The sequence below is a fragment of the Thainema salinarum CENA647 genome (assembly GCF_057732415.1).
On sequence record NZ_JBYJZJ010000022.1, the window covers coordinates 1986762 to 2001946 of the forward strand.

The window sequence follows — 15185 nt, forward strand, 5'->3', positions numbered from 1 at the left end:
GAGGGGGGCGAGGGTGAGGGTTGTGTAGGTTGGGTTGAGCAATACGAAACCCAACGATGGTCAGGAGTGGTTGGATTTCGCAGGGGATTGGTTCGGTCTACATTGCTGCGGGTAGGGTTGGGTTGTCGGGTTTGGGGCGGGGTGTGGGGTTGCGGCGTTTGCGATCGCTACTTTTTACACCGCCTGCCATTTGATATTCGGGGCTGTCTTTGCCGTATTGGAAGGCGACGCCGAGCAGCATTTGGGCGGAGAGGTCGCTGAGTTTTTTCTCGCGATCTTGGATGCTGCTGCGGATGGTGTCGATTTCGGCGAGGGCGGTGTTGTAGGTGTTGATTTGGGCCTGTAGCTGGGCGATTTGCTCGTTCAGGTGGCTGAGGGTGCGACCGTCGCCGAGGTCGAGATCGGGGTCGATGGCGGCGAGTCCGGCGGCGCGCACTTCGGCCCGTTCGAGGATGCGGGTGGATTTACGTTTTTGGTAACTCATAGTAGATGGTTCCTGATGGATAGGTTGTGTCACAGTCGCTGATTGCGAGTCAGTTTAAGGGTTAGCTTACTTTCTGGCTTACATTGGCGATGTGATTTCTCCAAGGTAGCCTTGGGGGTTGGAAATGCCGTCTGGAGGAGTACAGAATCGGGGTTGGCAATATTGCAAAGGTTTGTTGAATATGGGGCGTTGTGCTGGTTTGAATACGGAGAAGGAATATTTTGGGATGTAGCAATTGTGGTTTTGGGGTTTAGCGATGTAGGTTGGATTGAGCAATGCGAAACCCAACGATGAACCAAAGTTGTTGTGTCTCACCAGCTCGACACCAACCTGAAAAGCGTTGCAGAGATCTCGGGAAGCGTTGCAGACTTGTCGGGAGCAATAACAGGGAAGTTTGTTAGGGTTGCAGACTTGTCGGGAAGCGTTGCAGACTTCTCTGCAAGAAGAACAGACTTGTCGGGAAGCGTTGCAGACTTGTCGGGAACGACAACAGGGAAGTCTGTTGCGAGTGCAGACTTCTCTGAAATAAGAACAGACTTCTCGGAAATGATTGCAGGGATCTTGGTTGCTGTTGCAGGGTGCTTGGATTGGCTAACGGTGATGTGAGTCTATTTCCACTGGCTACAGACGTCGCGCATGGCATCGACGACGCCTCGAATGGCGGTTTCGCCGCCGAGATGGGTGATGGCAGGATAGAGAGTGGCGAGATCTGGCATGAGGTCTGAGCGTTTGCGAGAGGCGAGAAGATGGAGATAGGTTTGCCAGTCGGAATGAGATAACGTTTTGAGGAGTAAACGAGGAAGTAAAGCGCTCAATGCATTTGCACGAATTGACTGAACAAGAAGGTCGGAGGTTAATTTTTGAACATGCTGTAAGAATTCAGCGGAAGAATGCTTTGCTAGTGCGCTTAAAACTATCGCTCGAGAATCTTCATTTTGAATTGCTTGTGCTGATTTTAATATAATGGCAGGGCTATTTCATTCTAAACAAGTAGCCTAATATGGGATCGAAGCTGACGCTCATCTACAGGTTCAGATGACTCAACTTGCGATTGTAGAAGCCTTTGCCGACTTACCCGATACCCGCCGTCGAGCCGGACAACGGCATAGCCAAGCCTTATGCTTAGCCCTATTCACCTTGGCCGTTGCGGCAGGGAATCGGGGATTTCTGGCGATCGGGGATTGGCTCAAGGCGTATCACGATGAATTAGTGGCGTTGTTTTCGCCTCCTCAAGACCGTTTACCCTCCTACAGCACCATTCGACGAACGCTCTTGCGGGTGGATTATCACGAGTATGCCGCCTGTTTATCTCGGTTTTTCGGCGTTCATCCTCAGCCTGGAGAAACGATTGCGACTGATGGCAAAGTTGTGCGGGGGTCTTATGAAGCGCTCAGCGATGACCCACAGGTCGAGTCGCATCCAGCGATTCTGCTGGTCAGCGCTTACATTGTGGAACGAGGACTCATCCTGGAGCCCTATGAGGTGGAGTCCAAAACCAATGAAATCACAGCCTTGCCCATCTTCATTGAACAATTGGCGCTCAATGGAGTGGTGTTTGCCTTTGATGCGATCAGTACTCAAAAAAAACGGCTGAGGTGATTCTCAGCAGTGGCAACCATTATCTGGGGGCACTCAAAGGCAACCAATCTGGGCTGCTCCAGGCCGTAACGACTCATTTTCAGGCGCAGCAAACCGTCCAACAGCTCAACAAAGGGCATGGTCGCATTGAAAAACGAACGATCAGCATGAGTCACATCCTGGATAACATGCCCGAGTTTCCGGGATTGCAGACGCTGATTCGAGTTCAATCCGAGCGCCAGGTGCATCGAGCCGACATCGTTGAGGTGTCTCACGACACCCGTTACTACGTGGCTTCCTTTTGTGAGAGTGTCCAAGCCTTTGCTCAACGCATCCGAGGCTATTGGGGCGTAGAAAACAAGGTGCATTATGTCCGAGATGTGACTCAAGGGGAAGATGCCTCCCGCATTCGAACCCCTCCTCTGGTGCAAAATTGGGCACTGGCCCGTAATTTTGCGCTGAACTTATATCGCAATCATGGCTTTGAGAATATGGCTCAAGCTCAACGCCGGGCTGGATCTAGTTCCAACTTATTTTGTGTCAGCGTTCCTGAGCAATGGTCTTCTGCCATTCAACGATGAGGCAATCAGCCAATTGCGAACCCAGTTGTCGTGATAGCGGAAGCCGTTGAGTTGCTCAAAGGGGCATAAGCACCCGCCCATTGCTTTGCGAGTCTTGCGACAAAAGGGATGGAAGTTCCAGAGTAAGGCCATCGAGCGCACCGACTGTTCCGCCGAGTCCCAGAATCCATGAAAATCTTGCATGGCATACAAGATGCGGTCAAGATAGTTCATCGGACGGTCAACCTGATTGCTGGTGCGATAGGCGTCAGGGAAGTCAAAGGCGCGTTGGAAGACGTGAGATTTGTCGTTGAGGCGTCGCAAGCGAGCGTCAATGGCCTGGGGCAACGCGTGGGTGTTCACCCACTCCAGCAACCGACGCAACCGTTGAGCAAAGTGACGTTTGCTCTGGCCCCGATACAGATGCCAAAGCTTGTCGGCTAGTTGCTGACCCAGGACTGGTTTAGAGCGGCACCCATCGCGAATTTTAATCACCTCATGCAGGAAGCACAGAATCCAGACCAGGCCAGGGAATAGCTCCTCCCAAGCGGCTCGGGTGGCCTCCCAACCATCAGTCGTCACCGTCTCGGGCGCATAGTCGGGAACATGATGGGCAGCTTCCTGCTGGAATACCCCATAGGCTGCGGTTAATCCATCCTGACCCGCATTGGCACTGAGACTGGCTCCCAGGACGCACCCTTGCGCCGCTGTCACTGCCAGATAGACTCGCTGCCCGTGCCAATCACAATGCTTCTCATCGGCAACTAGATGGGGGGGAGCGCCGTTTCCCTTTTGAGGGTACTGCCCACAATCGAGGCTCGACCGAACGACTGACAGAGCCGATACCAGTGCATCTCAGAACGGCCCAGCACATAGGCAATCCCCTCATACGACAGGCCATGCTTTCTTAAATAGAGCGCTTTGTCGGCCATCTCCGCCGTCTCGCTCATGTACGGCATCACCAAATCGGGACGCAGTTGATAAGCCTCTCCGGTACTCGGCAGCAAAATCCGCCGGGTCTTGAGCTGTTGACGAGAGGACTCGACCCATCCGTGAAAGCGATAGCCTGCCTCAATCCCGTCGGGAAACAGTTCCGGGTGGGATGCGATCTGCTCGTTGAGATACTGGCGAAAGGCTTCCCGGTCTTCTACTAAGACCTCGTAGTCAAGGTCGTCTGCAATGGGCAGACAAATCGTTTTATCGCCTGCTGTGCCACGCTTGCGTCGTTGCTGAGCCATCGGCTTTGACCTGCTGAACTCTCTGCCTCAATTCTACTCAACACAAACTTGGGTGGAACTAGGGCTGGATTTGGACTTAGCACTCTCAAGTCTCTATTTAGAATGCAATAGCCCTGAATATAATGGAGTAGTTAGCATCACTACGCTTTGCCAGTTCTTCCATTAGTGATGCTCGAATATACTCATTTTGAAATGTGAGCACTTCCTCAAGGAGGACATCAAAATCCACTTCATCAGTTTTTATTAAAAGTTGCAACGCTGATGATCTAAAAGCTTCCTCTTCGATAGATCGCATAGTCTCTAAAGTTTTATTCAAATACGATATATCGATTTGTATTAGATTACTCAGTATATGAACTCTCCACGATGGATCCGATAGCATTTTTTCCGCTTCTAATGCTGCAGGCAAATAAGCCGTATCATTTTTTGCCAATTCACTTAACACTAGAGCATATAGGGAATCTATTGGTGCTACCTCTAAAGCTAAATACAAACATATTGGATCAATTCTAGCAAGATCAATTAGTTTCTCAGTCCGATCTAATTGATCTTCTACTCCCTGACATATGTCTAATGCCTCAGCCAAATAGTTTGGGTTGACTCTGGCTAACTTGATCGATATTGCTGCTTTGAATTTCTGATCTTCAATTAATCTAATGGCTTTGGTCGCTTCAACAAGACAAGCCGAATCAACTTCAGATAGCTCACATAAAACCGACGCCTTCAAAACTTCACCTTGAATAGCTTGAGCAATTTCTACTGCCTCTGAGAAATAAACTCTATCAAGCTCCGATAAACTAACAATAGCCAGCGCTCTAGAATCCTCATCATGGATAGTTCGCGAAACTTCTAGCAACTCTGAAAAATATTTCGGGTTGATCTCTGCTAACTGATCTAGTAATGTCGAACGATGATTTAGTTCATCTTCTACTACTTTAACCGTCTCTAGAGCATTAAAAAAATAGATTTCGTCTATTGAAGCTAATGTGCTTAATATTCTTGCCTTATCCAATTTAGATTGAATTTGTTGTGCAGCATCAAATATCTCATAAGCATGATTCCGATTATATTTAGCCATGAAATTCAACAAGATGGCGCGATGAGATGAATGTTGAATATCCTGTACAGTTTTCAACGCTTCAGCAAAGTATTTATCATCAATTTGAGCCAACTCACTTAATAGTGCTACTCGTTTATCCATATCCTGACTGGTTCTTGCAAATTCTGCACATAACTGTAGGTGCATTGAATCAGATTCAACTAAATCAAACAAAAAGTAAAATAATACTCTTTCTAAGATAAAGTCGATTTTGCTGCCAAGAATTTCTTCCAGCAAAGCTGAAATGTTGGCTCCATCCATCTTAGTTAATTCACACAAAACATCTAAGCGCCTCACCTTACATTTAATGGTTTGCGCCACCTTCCATAAAGGTAAAAATTTGGCTGAATTTATCTTGGATAAATTACATAGAATTATAGATTTAGTGAAATCATCTTTAACATCATTCGCTATTTCTAAGGCTTTGCAGAAATATTCTGGGTGTTCCGCAGTAAACTCATATATAGCGTATATATTTGCGAACTCGTCTTTGATATTATTTGCTGAATTCCATGCCTTTGATAAGTAGCTTTTGTCGCTTTTTGATAAGCTGATAAGTGCTCGGAAGCGATGATTTTCATCCCGAATATTTTCTACTTTTTTTACTGCACTTTGCCATAATGATTTGGATAAGTATGGTCTTAACTTGGCAATTGCCGTTGCTATCGTTTCCTCAACTGATATTTGCTCCACATACGCCCAAGCCTGTTCTATTGTCCAGAACCCGTGCTTTACAAACTCTGCCATCATGCCAATCGGCAAATTCGCTACCACACTATTCAGCGTTGCCGTAATCAACGCATAGCGACATTGCCACACAATCGCCTGCGTTGGCTCCTGCTCATATCCGGCCTCCGCCAATCGCCAACCCCGCGCCACATCATCCACAAAAATCGCAGGCTGCCCAATCCGGTCACAAGCTTCAAACCAGGCATTCCGCCCTTGCTCATCGCTCATCGCCATCAGCGCATGCACTTCCTCCGCCCAGTCCGCCTGCTCCAGATGCCAAGTCAAATGCCGATGAATATAGCCATCATTCGGTAACTTGTGCCAATAGCCATCTGTTGCTAACTGACGATAGCGGTCTAGAAATTGACGGTGAGCCAGAGAGAGAGGATTTTGGATTGGCGATTTTGAATTTTGGATTGTGAGCGTACCGTCTTCAATCAGATTGCGAGCCATATCGTGCATCAAGTCATGCACCCTATAGGTCAGCTCTCCCTCAAACGTCGCCACACCTTCCGTTAAGAACGACCGTCGCCGCAAGTCAATCAGCGTCTTCTTGGCCAGCAGAGGCCGCACATCCCACAGCACCGCTGCCACCGGAGCCGTCAAACTCACATCCTCTGGCAACACGCCCAACCAGGCAAACTGCTGAAGCTGCTGCGGCTGCAACCGTTTCACGCTCAAATTAAAACAGGCCCGTAAACTATACTTGCGCTGCTCCTCTTCTTTTAAGCGATCCCACGCTTCAGATGCATCCAGCACCTCCAGCGCCACCGCTTGCCGCTCGACCTCAAATTCCGCCCGCAAATCTGTCCAGGTCAACCCATCCCGCACCTGGTTCGCTGCCAAATCCAGCGCCAGCGGCAAATAGCCCAGTACTTTGGCAAAAGCTTTTACTTCTGTTTTTTGTTCGGCTGTCCACTGCCGCTCTAGCTTCTGTCGCACCAGCGAGATCGCTTCATTTTCCGTCATCAAATCCAGCGGATAATACTCTGCCCCGTCAAGCTGCGCCTCTCGCGTTGTCATCAACACCCGACAACCTGCCCCACCAACCCGAAACCGCTCCGCATGAGCCGCATGCCACACATCATCCACCACCAGCAACATCCGCCGCTCCGCCAGTAGGTTGTGCAAATATTGCGATGCCGCCTCCAGCGTATTGGCACTAAACGCCTCCCGCGACTTATCCAACTCCCGAATCCAATCTCCCAGCAGCGTCTGCAAATCGGGATTCTGCCCCAGCGTCACCCACAAAATGCCATCCTCAAACCGCCTCTGCACCTCCCCATCCTGCACCAGCGCCGCCGCCAATACCGATTTCCCTAATCCACCCAAACCCGAAATCGCACTCACCACCAGCGTCCGCTCATCCTCCGCTAGCAGCTTGGCTTTTACGGCATTCAGCGCATCCGGTCGCGGCACAAAGTTCTCCGGCAACCGCACCTGCGGAAACGGCGCACCGGGTTTAAGTGGCAATGTTTGGTTAGACGAAGGCTTTTCGTCCCCTAAATCTCCCAGTTCTGGGGGACTTGGAGGATCAACTTGCTTTTCTTTATTCGATTGTGCATAAGCTTCTTTCAGACAGGCCCGTAGTGTTTTCAGCTTGCCGCGACCTTTGACGGCTGCTACCTCTGGAAATTCCTCACCCGCAGCAGCATAAACCGCATTCATGTGTTTCTTTAGATTGGCCGCACTGATATAAATTTCGTCGGCAACCTTCGCTTCACTTTTGCCGTAGTTCTCATCTGCTAGCCGCGCCACAAAAACGTCATGCTGCTCTGGTGTCAGACGCAAACAACGATGACTAAATTCAACTAAAAACTCGTTCCAATCCATTGGGTGGCGGGCTATCTACCAAGTCTCTACCTAATGTGTACCAATTTTTCTACCTCTGGCAACTTTCTGGGAACTTCTACACAAATAGACACCCATACGATGAATTCATCAACCACTCGGAGTTACCTAAACATGATGAATTCAACCGAAACCCAAACCACTAACTCAACCATTCAAACCATCGAACCCGAACTACCCAACCTGCCTATCGAACTTTCCCAAGTCCCACTCGACCCCACCAATCCACTCGTCTGGATTATTGTCTTTACCTTCCTACTCAGCCACACCGACGAAGTGATCAACGCCATCGCCAACCTAATCACCGCGATCTCAAACTTCAAACAGCCCAAAGAGTAACTGTCCTGCGATCTCACTTCCTACTCAAAAAGATTAAGTGCGATCGCACTCACGTAGCTAATGTTGGGTTTCGCGTTGCTCAACGCCAACCTACGATGGAATGGGAAAGTGCGATCGCACTTCACGTCAGCAGTTCCAAACCTAATCCTTACAAACAGATAAATACGGTTGAACTGCCTAGCCGCTTCTTGATACCTTAATTTTTGCGGGGAATGATTCTAGGCGGAGATCTGGAAGGCGGCCACCTCCCAAATCTCCTGATCATCCCAACTTAAACCGGGTAAGTCGAGATGACTGGGATCATTTTAGTCCTGCTATCTTGCCTTTACCGCTACAAATAGGGATCTGGATAGTTCCCCGTTTTCCTTTAGTCGAAAACGGAGACACCCGTATGTTTCAATCACCCAGCGGAGAGGCCACTGTCTCTCCTAGTTTTAGCTTGCCAACCTTCAATCAGGAAACCGTTCGCCACATTCTGCTGGGCGACTATGCTGCCCTGACCGATGCCATTCATCGTTTGGATGCGCTGGGCTATTGCGATCGCATTGCCTGGAGTAAGCCGCTGCCCACGGGTCGCAGTGGGGAATACATCAGCGTGATGAGTCGTAAGCGGACGATGCCGTAATGGGATGCGTTTGATGATAGTTGAGGGGTTGTAAAACCTGGCTACTGGGGGCATTTCGATTGCCCCCAGACCCCTTCGACCAGGACGAACGACCGTCCTGGACCTCGTCGAAGGTAAGTTGAAGGTGATCGGTTTTGTGTTGATGAGTGGGTGCGATCGCGGTCTTAGTTTGGGGAAGTGCGATCGCGCTAGTAAAACTGAATTAGAGTGTGTAGGATAAGCTAACAATAATGGAACCTATGCTGGTGCTGGGTTTCATGCTTTGCTCAACTGAAACTGCTCATCTACCACTCCTCACTCCATGTCTGCCAAGAATCCCCAAAGCGAAATCGAAGAACCGATCAAAACTGCGCCACCGAAGGTTGAGAAAATCATTCGGGATGTGATTCAGCTTGAGAAGGCGCATCTGGCGATTGATCGACCGCGCATCAAGGCCGACGTGCTGCGGATTATTAAGGAAACGGTTCGATGAAGCTGATGTCGCTCAAGCTCTTTAATTTTCGGCAGTTTTGGGGAGAGGTGGAACTGAAGCTGGCCTATCAGGGGGAGCGCCGCACGACGGTGATTCACGGTAACAATGGGGCAGGCAAAACGACGCTGCTGAATGCGTTTACCTGGGTGCTCTATGGCGAAACCAGTGCCGCTTTTGCGCCGGGGCCAATGGTGAACAGTCGTGCTGTGGCGGAGGCTGCGGCGGGCAAGTCGGTAGACTGCTGGGTGGAAGTGGCGTTTGAGCATAATGGCAAGCTGTATCAGGCCAAGAGACTGCGATCGCAGGTTAAGCCCAAATCGACCAAAACCAAACCTGCGGATGTGGAAGTTTCCGAGACGGAAAGTGCGCTACAGCTGACAATCAACGGCAAGCCTCAGCCGGAAGATGAGGTGGAGGCGGCGATTGGGCTGGTGCTGCCGCAGAGTTTGCATCGCTACTTTTTCTTTGACGGTGAGCGGATTGAGCGGATCGTCAAGTCGGAAAACAAGGCCGACATGGCGCGGGCAATCAAAACGCTGCTCAGTGTGGAGGTGCTGGAGCGCTCGGTGCGGCATTTGGACGATGCGCGGCGGGCGCTGGAGCGGGAGCTGCGGGATATTGGCGATTCGGAAACGCAGCGGTTACTGTCCGATAAGGCCCTGCTGGAGGAGCAGCGCGATCAGCAGGTGAAGCGCAAAGAGGAAATTGCGGTTGAACTGGACAATCAGCAGGAACTGAAGGAGCGCATCAGTGCCCAGTTGCGCGATCTAGCCAGCGTGGGTGAAATTCAGGGGCGACGGGATGACCTCGACCGCCAGCAGAATGAGCTGACCCGGCAGCTAGAGCGCAGTGAAGATCGGCTGCGGCGGACAATTTCGGCGCGGGGCTATGTGGTGTTTTTGGATAGTGCGATCGCGCAGTTTCGCAACCTGGCCAACGACCTGCGCCAGCGGGGGGAACTGCCCGCTGGGATTAAGCAGCAGTTTGTTCAGGATTTGCTGGATGATCAGCGCTGTATCTGCGGTGCGGATCTGACGCCGGAGAGTGAGCATCGCCATCAGGTGGAAACCTGGCTGAATCGAGCCGGACTACAAGATGTGGAAGAATCGGTGCTGGCACTCAATGGTGACGTGAGAACCTGGGAGCGGCAGGTGCCGGAGTTTTGGGCCGAGATTGAGCAGGAGCAGGCCAGTATCGACAACCTGCGGCGGCAGATCGGCGCAACCGAGGATAAGCTGGCGGCGATTCGAGAGCAGCTCAAGGGCAATGAAGATGTCAACGTCCAGGGCATGGAGCAGCGGCTGGAAAATATTGAACTGCGGATTATTGATCTGCATCGGGAAGACAGCCGCGTAGATGAAGCGATTCAGCGACTCGATGGCGATATTCTGGCGGCGAATAAGCAAATTAAAGAGCATAAGGCCAAAGATAAGGAGCAGGCTCGGGTCAAGCGCCAGATTGCCGCCGCCCAAGATGCAGTGGAGCGGCTGGAAGAAGTGACGCGGCGGGTGGATTTAGCCTTTCGGGCCAAGCTAGAGGAGAAAGTGCGGGAAATTTGGCGATCAATTTCGTTTACCTCCTACCTGCCGAAGCTGACGGAGGATTATGAGCTAATGCTGATCGATCCGGCGCAGGCGGAAGGAGTGCCCGTTGCCGCTTCTACTGGACAAAATCAAATCCTCAGCTTAGCCTTTATCGGCAGCGTGATTGAGCGGGTGCGCTACTGGAGTCAGAAGCATTCAGCGCTAGGATTAGACAGCGGCGGCTTCCCAGTGGTGATGGATTCGCCCTTTGGTAGCTTGGACGAACTGAATCGGCGCAATATTGCCCAGGCAATCACCCAACTGGCCGATCAGCTGATCGTCCTGGTCAGCAAAACCCAGTGGCGCGGTGAAGTGGAATCTGAAATGGATAGTGCGATCGCAGCCGAATATGTGCTGGTCTACCATACGGCTAAACCTGATACCGAACTGGATGATATTCACCTGCACGGGCGCACCTATCCGCTGGTGAAGCCAAGCGCCAATGAGCATACCTGGACAGAAGTATTAAGGGTTGATCGGGAATAGGATAGGCTGGACTTTATGCCAAAGTGGAAACTCTCAACTGAATTTACGTTTGATGCCGCCCATTCAATTCGCGATTATGACGGGCCTTGTGGGCGGATGCACGGTCACACCTACCGAGTCCGCATCGAAGCCGAATCGCATCGGCTGCATTCGTCGGCATACTGTCCCCATGAGGTGATGGTCTGCGATTTTCGGACGCTGCGCTGGGCCAAGCGGGATATGCTCAAGGGCGGACTTGATCACTGCGTGCTGAATGAAGTGCTGCCGGAGGGCTATGAAACCACGGCGGAAATGATTGCTCAATACATTTACGATCGCACCAAGAAAGAAGTCCCAGAAGGCGTGAAGCTGAAGGTTTGCGTCTCCGAAACGCCGAACTCTTGGGTGGAATACGAAGATGACTAACGCTGAAATGACGAATCCAAACACAATTCATCGACCCGTCAGTCAGGTGAGCGCAACGGATCTGCCGATTGTCGAAACCTTTCATTCGATTCAAGGCGAGGGCTTTTGGGCTGGCACCAATGCCTTTTTTATCCGACTGGCGGGCTGTGATGTCGGCTGTCCCTGGTGCGACACCAAACACTCCTGGAATCCCAAGCGCCATCCCCGTCAGGAGATCGCCGCTCTGGTCACCGCTGCCCGTGCCGCCAATCCCCAAATTGTCGTCATCACGGGCGGAGAACCGCTGATGCACGATTTAACGGAACTGACTCGGCAGCTTAAGGCAGCTAACCTCCAAGTGCATCTGGAAACCTCCGGCGCTCATCCCTTCAGCGGCACGTTTGACTGGGTGACGTTTTCGCCTAAGCGATCTAAGGCTCCCCATCCCAGCATCTACGTCCATGCCAATGAACTGAAAGTGGTGATTGCCGACGAATCAGATCTGGAGTGGGCAGAACAGCAGGCAGCTCAGGTTCCCGATACCGCTGTCAAGCTGCTGCAACCGGAATGGCAGTCGCTCAACAGCCAAGACATTGTGTTTAACTACGTTCTCAAGCATCCACAGTGGCGCGTCAGTCTGCAAACGCATAAGTTCTTGGGTGTGCAATAGGATAATGGCTGCAATTCGAATTAAAGTTGCCACGGAAAAAGCTGAGTTAGTCAGACGGCTGCGCACGGAGGTTTTTCAGACCTACGCTGAGGCGATTACGTTCGCGGCGGTCGTGGGGTTTCATTATCAACGGCGTCTGCCGCTGGGCGAGACATCCCGAAAAGAACCGGATCCGATTCCGTTAAATCAGTTCAAGAATGCTCAAATTATTGATCTGATTGCCGTGGCTCATGAGCAAGATGCCAAAGTCCTGATGCACGACGAAGACCATGAGCAGTTGCGGGCCAATCTGTTTCAGGAATATGCCAACGGTGGGCTGCAAATTTTAGAAGAGAAACTGCGCGGCGTTGATGGCTACCTAAACCACATTTTGCTGATGTTAATGAATCAGCAGCAACAGTCTGAAACCGATTTTGGCATCGACCTAGACGGAATTATCTGAGGCCAAAAATAAACACCTGTAGGGGCGAATGCCATTCGCCCTTACGTAATGTTAATGGGTTCAGGGCGAATGGCCATTCGCCCCTACCAAGATTTGGCGTTAAGCGCCGAAGGACTTGCCGCAGCCGCAGGTTTGGTTGGCGTTGGGGTTGGTGAACTGGAAGCCACCGCCGATTAGGGCGTCGCTGTAGTCCAAAACCAGGCCGTAGAGGTAGAGCAGGCTTTTGCGATCGCAGATCACCTTGAAGCCTTCATAATCGTAAACTTCATCATCATCACGGGCATTGCTAATGTCCTCAAAATCCATCATGTAGGACATACCAGAGCAACCGCCTTGGCGGACACCAACCCGCAAACAAAGCTGATCGTTACCCTGCTTTTCCTTCAGAGCCAGAACATGCTTCAGCGCCGCGTCCGTCATCTGAATGCCCTGTTGGGCCGTTTGCTGAGTGGTTTGTGTCATTAGTCTGCTGGACTCCTTCTGCAACAAAATGGTCAGCTAATCTAACCAGTAAACGAGAATAGCCTGTGATCTGTCACCATTCTATCGAATCTATTCAACTCATACTGAATCTGTCTGTAATGATTGAACTGAAAGGATCTAAATGTGACGTTTCATAAACTCTAACCCCCTGACTTAATAAGAACCGCTTTCGATCTCGGCTTCTATGCTTAAGATGAAACATAAGATTGCAGCAGTGCCCTTAGCAATGCCCCCAAACGCATTAACATGACACACCCGTTGACCTGATTCTTACCTGATCTACCTGATCCATAGATTTCCTAGATTCATTCTGCTGTACTGAATCATTTCGGTGAGTCATTTAAGCTATTTGCTACTGTGTTCATTGGTTACCTAGTCCGCTGGCCTCTCTATGACCATTCTTAGTCCGATATCCTGTCGTCGCCTACAGCAGCTCCCCAAGACCCAGTCAGTTTGGGAGGGCGACCGTCGCCTACTCACTCAGCACTTAGCTCCGTCACTGGGGCTGGAACCGAGTGCAGATATGAAAGGGGACTGCATTCTTTGGGTAGATGGTAGTGAGGGATTTGTGCGCGGTGTGGATGTTGTGCCGTCAGATACGGGCCATGAAGCCGTGGTGCGGACGCTGTTGCAGGCGATGGAGCATCCCCACGGCTCAGTGCCGCCGTCTCGTCCGGGCAAAATTGTGGTGCGCGATCGCGAAATTCAGTTTTTCCTGCGCGGTGCCTTACAGAATCTCGACATCGTGATTGAGTACGTGCCGGAACTGCCGCTCATCGACGAGGTCTTTCAGGGCTTACAGCAGCAGATTGAAGACAGCCACCTACCGCCTTTACCGGAGGATTGTGTTGATGCGCTACGTCAGCAGGCCGATGCGCTGTGGGATATTGCGCCTTGGACGATCCTGGATGAACAGCAGATTATCGCGGTTGAGCTGAATCGCTGGGATATTGACACGGTTTACCTCTCCGTTCTGGGCATGATGGGCATGGAGTTTGGTGTGTTGATGTACCGCTCACTGGAGTCGCTGAAGCAGTTCCGGCAGCGGGTTTTACGTACTGATCAGTCGTCTAACCAAATGCAGCAGGCGTTTCTAGAGCAAGACTGCATCTTCTTGACCTTTGATCCGCTAGAGGATGAATCAGACACGCCGGATTTAGCGTTGCCGCAGGATTTGAATATCCAGAACTGGATTGAAGCATTTGTCTCGGATACAGAACGCGAACCCTCCTACGGCGTGATTCATCCGCTAGAAGGTTTGAGAACTCAGCTAGTCCAGGAAGAAGCCTTTGCCTGCATCGCAATTCTGACGGCCTTTCAGCGGTTTGTGCGGCGCTATGCCGATGACCTGAGTCAGGATGACTTACCAGATTTGAAGGAACGCTATCGAATTCCGAATCCGGAACCAGGCGCATCTCCGAAAACCATCTCCATTAAGGTACAGACGCTACCTGAGATTGCAGAGGAGCTGATTCAAATGGCCGATGACAGCCCGATGTCGCTGTCATTGCCGATGTCGCTGGATGAGATGCAGCCACCGGCCCCCGTATTGCAAGATGATTTGGTGCCGGAGAAGTCCATCATCCAGTTCAGCGTTTTGTCTTGGGAATGGGTTGAATATGCTAAAGAGGCGCGCCGTCTGGTTTACAACCCGCTCAAGCCATCCGTTTCCGAAACGGGCAAGGGCTTACCCGTCATCATGATCCATACTTCACAGCCCAAGGGCAGCGACATGATGAGCAGGATTCAATCCGCAGGCGGAGTGCGGCACTTCTGCTTCAACTTGGGAGAAGATCCGTTTAATGCCGAAGAGTATGATCTGGCGCTGGTGCAAACTCAGGATGGTCTGTTTCATCTGATGGCGGAGTATCTGCGCGATAATCCTCGCTACCGGAAACAACGGCAGCAGTGGGAAGCCGTATGTAAAAAGCTTAAGGGCCGCTGTGGCATTGCGATCGCAAAAGGGGTTACGGGCAAAAATCGCGGTAATCCTCAACTGCGCGACCTGATGGCGATTTACGAAGTGAATTTGGTTGAACCCACCACCCTGGGTTTGAGTCCGCTACAGCTCCAGTTTGCGATTGATTGGTCTTGATGCTCCTGGTTGACGGATAATCGTTTTCCCCTCATCCCTAAATTCCTTGGCCCACAAGGGGCGAAGG

15 protein-coding genes and 1 pseudogene are annotated in these 15185 nt (G+C 51.1%); 10 read left to right on the forward strand and 6 right to left on the reverse strand.

Going from position 1 to position 15185, the window contains the following annotated elements; genetic code table 11:
- Positions 1-97: 97 nt before the first annotated feature.
- Positions 98-517, reverse strand: a complete 420-nt coding sequence (locus tag AC286M_RS15595; RefSeq protein WP_488205262.1) for a hypothetical protein — start codon at positions 515-517, stop codon at positions 98-100.
- Positions 518-790: 273 nt separating this feature from the next.
- Between AC286M_RS15595 and AC286M_RS15600 the strand changes: the two genes are divergently transcribed.
- Positions 791-1090 carry a hypothetical protein gene (locus AC286M_RS15600; protein ID WP_488205263.1) on the forward strand — a complete coding sequence of 100 codons (300 nt, stop codon included), beginning with the start codon at positions 791-793 and terminating at the stop codon, positions 1088-1090.
- Between the two features lie 2 nt (positions 1091-1092).
- Here AC286M_RS15600 and AC286M_RS15605 read toward each other — a convergent pair whose 3' ends face one another.
- On the reverse strand, positions 1093-1299 hold the full coding sequence (locus AC286M_RS15605; RefSeq protein WP_488205264.1) for a hypothetical protein: 207 nt from the start codon (positions 1297-1299) through the stop codon (positions 1093-1095).
- Positions 1300-1519: 220 nt separating this feature from the next.
- Between AC286M_RS15605 and AC286M_RS15610 the strand changes: the two are divergent.
- Positions 1520-2643: pseudogene (locus AC286M_RS15610) on the forward strand (ISAs1 family transposase).
- Here AC286M_RS15610 and AC286M_RS15615 read toward each other — a convergent pair.
- From AC286M_RS15615 to AC286M_RS15625, 3 genes are all read right to left on the reverse strand, one after another.
- The gene (locus AC286M_RS15615) at positions 2593-3336 is read right to left on the reverse strand and encodes a hypothetical protein (RefSeq protein WP_488202632.1); all 744 of its coding nucleotides are present in this window, start codon (positions 3334-3336) and stop codon (positions 2593-2595) included. The pseudogene AC286M_RS15610 and the gene AC286M_RS15615 sit on opposite strands and share 51 nt — an antisense overlap.
- A 50-nt stretch (positions 3337-3386) precedes the next feature.
- On the reverse strand, positions 3387-3860 hold the full coding sequence (locus AC286M_RS15620; protein ID WP_488202633.1) for a hypothetical protein: 474 nt from the start codon (positions 3858-3860) through the stop codon (positions 3387-3389).
- Between the two features lie 97 nt (positions 3861-3957).
- The gene (locus AC286M_RS15625) at positions 3958-7521 is read right to left on the reverse strand and encodes an NB-ARC domain-containing protein (RefSeq protein ID WP_488205265.1); all 3564 of its coding nucleotides are present in this window, start codon (positions 7519-7521) and stop codon (positions 3958-3960) included.
- 132 nt (positions 7522-7653) lie between these two features.
- Here AC286M_RS15625 and AC286M_RS15630 point away from each other — a divergent pair, with 132 nt between their 5' ends.
- From AC286M_RS15630 to AC286M_RS15660, 7 genes are all read left to right on the forward strand, one after another.
- Positions 7654-7878 (forward strand): hypothetical protein, encoded by a 225-nt coding sequence (locus tag AC286M_RS15630; RefSeq protein WP_488205266.1) that lies wholly within the window; start codon positions 7654-7656, stop codon positions 7876-7878.
- Positions 7879-8269: 391 nt separating this feature from the next.
- On the forward strand, positions 8270-8503 hold the full coding sequence (locus AC286M_RS15635; RefSeq protein WP_488205267.1) for a hypothetical protein: 234 nt from the start codon (positions 8270-8272) through the stop codon (positions 8501-8503).
- Positions 8504-8804: 301 nt separating this feature from the next.
- The gene (locus AC286M_RS15640; RefSeq protein ID WP_488205268.1) at positions 8805-8975 is read left to right on the forward strand and encodes a hypothetical protein; all 171 of its coding nucleotides are present in this window, start codon (positions 8805-8807) and stop codon (positions 8973-8975) included.
- A complete protein-coding gene (locus AC286M_RS15645; protein ID WP_488205269.1) occupies positions 8972-11044 on the forward strand; it encodes an AAA family ATPase in 2073 nt (690 codons plus the stop codon). Before AC286M_RS15640 ends, AC286M_RS15645 begins: the two co-directional genes overlap by 4 nt.
- 15 nt (positions 11045-11059) lie before the next feature.
- On the forward strand, positions 11060-11449 hold the full coding sequence (locus AC286M_RS15650) for a 6-pyruvoyl trahydropterin synthase family protein (protein WP_488205270.1): 390 nt from the start codon (positions 11060-11062) through the stop codon (positions 11447-11449).
- Positions 11442-12098 carry a 7-carboxy-7-deazaguanine synthase QueE gene (locus tag AC286M_RS15655; protein ID WP_488205271.1) on the forward strand — a complete coding sequence of 219 codons (657 nt, stop codon included), beginning with the start codon at positions 11442-11444 and terminating at the stop codon, positions 12096-12098. Before AC286M_RS15650 ends, AC286M_RS15655 begins: the two co-directional genes overlap by 8 nt.
- A 4-nt stretch (positions 12099-12102) precedes the next feature.
- Complete coding sequence (locus AC286M_RS15660) at positions 12103-12540, forward strand: DNA phosphorothioation-associated protein 4 (protein WP_488205272.1); 438 nt, start codon at positions 12103-12105, stop codon at positions 12538-12540.
- A 99-nt stretch (positions 12541-12639) separates the two neighbouring features.
- Here AC286M_RS15660 and AC286M_RS15665 read toward each other — a convergent pair whose 3' ends face one another.
- Complete coding sequence (locus AC286M_RS15665; RefSeq protein ID WP_488205273.1) at positions 12640-13002, reverse strand: HesB/IscA family protein; 363 nt, start codon at positions 13000-13002, stop codon at positions 12640-12642.
- Between the two features lie 412 nt (positions 13003-13414).
- Between AC286M_RS15665 and AC286M_RS15670 the strand changes: the two genes are divergently transcribed.
- On the forward strand, positions 13415-15118 hold the full coding sequence (locus AC286M_RS15670) for a DUF6930 domain-containing protein (protein ID WP_488205274.1): 1704 nt from the start codon (positions 13415-13417) through the stop codon (positions 15116-15118).
- Positions 15119-15185: the final 67 nt, after the last annotated feature.

Bases quoted from the DNA above. Each gene is read 5' to 3' on its own strand.
- AC286M_RS15620 (WP_488202633.1), bottom strand. From the start codon at position 3,860: ATGGCTCAGCAACGACGCAAGCGTGGCACAGCAGGCGATAAAACGATT.
- AC286M_RS15625 (WP_488205265.1), bottom strand. From the start codon at position 7,521: ATGGATTGGAACGAGTTTTTAGTTGAATTTAGTCATCGTTGTTTGCGT.
- AC286M_RS15630 (WP_488205266.1), top strand. From the start codon at position 7,654: ATGATGAATTCAACCGAAACCCAAACCACTAACTCAACCATTCAAACC.
- AC286M_RS15635 (WP_488205267.1), top strand. From the start codon at position 8,270: ATGTTTCAATCACCCAGCGGAGAGGCCACTGTCTCTCCTAGTTTTAGC.
- AC286M_RS15640 (WP_488205268.1), top strand. From the start codon at position 8,805: ATGTCTGCCAAGAATCCCCAAAGCGAAATCGAAGAACCGATCAAAACT.
- AC286M_RS15645 (WP_488205269.1), top strand. From the start codon at position 8,972: ATGAAGCTGATGTCGCTCAAGCTCTTTAATTTTCGGCAGTTTTGGGGA.
- AC286M_RS15650 (WP_488205270.1), top strand. From the start codon at position 11,060: ATGCCAAAGTGGAAACTCTCAACTGAATTTACGTTTGATGCCGCCCAT.
- AC286M_RS15655 (WP_488205271.1), top strand. From the start codon at position 11,442: ATGACTAACGCTGAAATGACGAATCCAAACACAATTCATCGACCCGTC.
- AC286M_RS15660 (WP_488205272.1), top strand. From the start codon at position 12,103: ATGGCTGCAATTCGAATTAAAGTTGCCACGGAAAAAGCTGAGTTAGTC.
- AC286M_RS15665 (WP_488205273.1), bottom strand. From the start codon at position 13,002: ATGACACAAACCACTCAGCAAACGGCCCAACAGGGCATTCAGATGACG.
- AC286M_RS15670 (WP_488205274.1), top strand. From the start codon at position 13,415: ATGACCATTCTTAGTCCGATATCCTGTCGTCGCCTACAGCAGCTCCCC.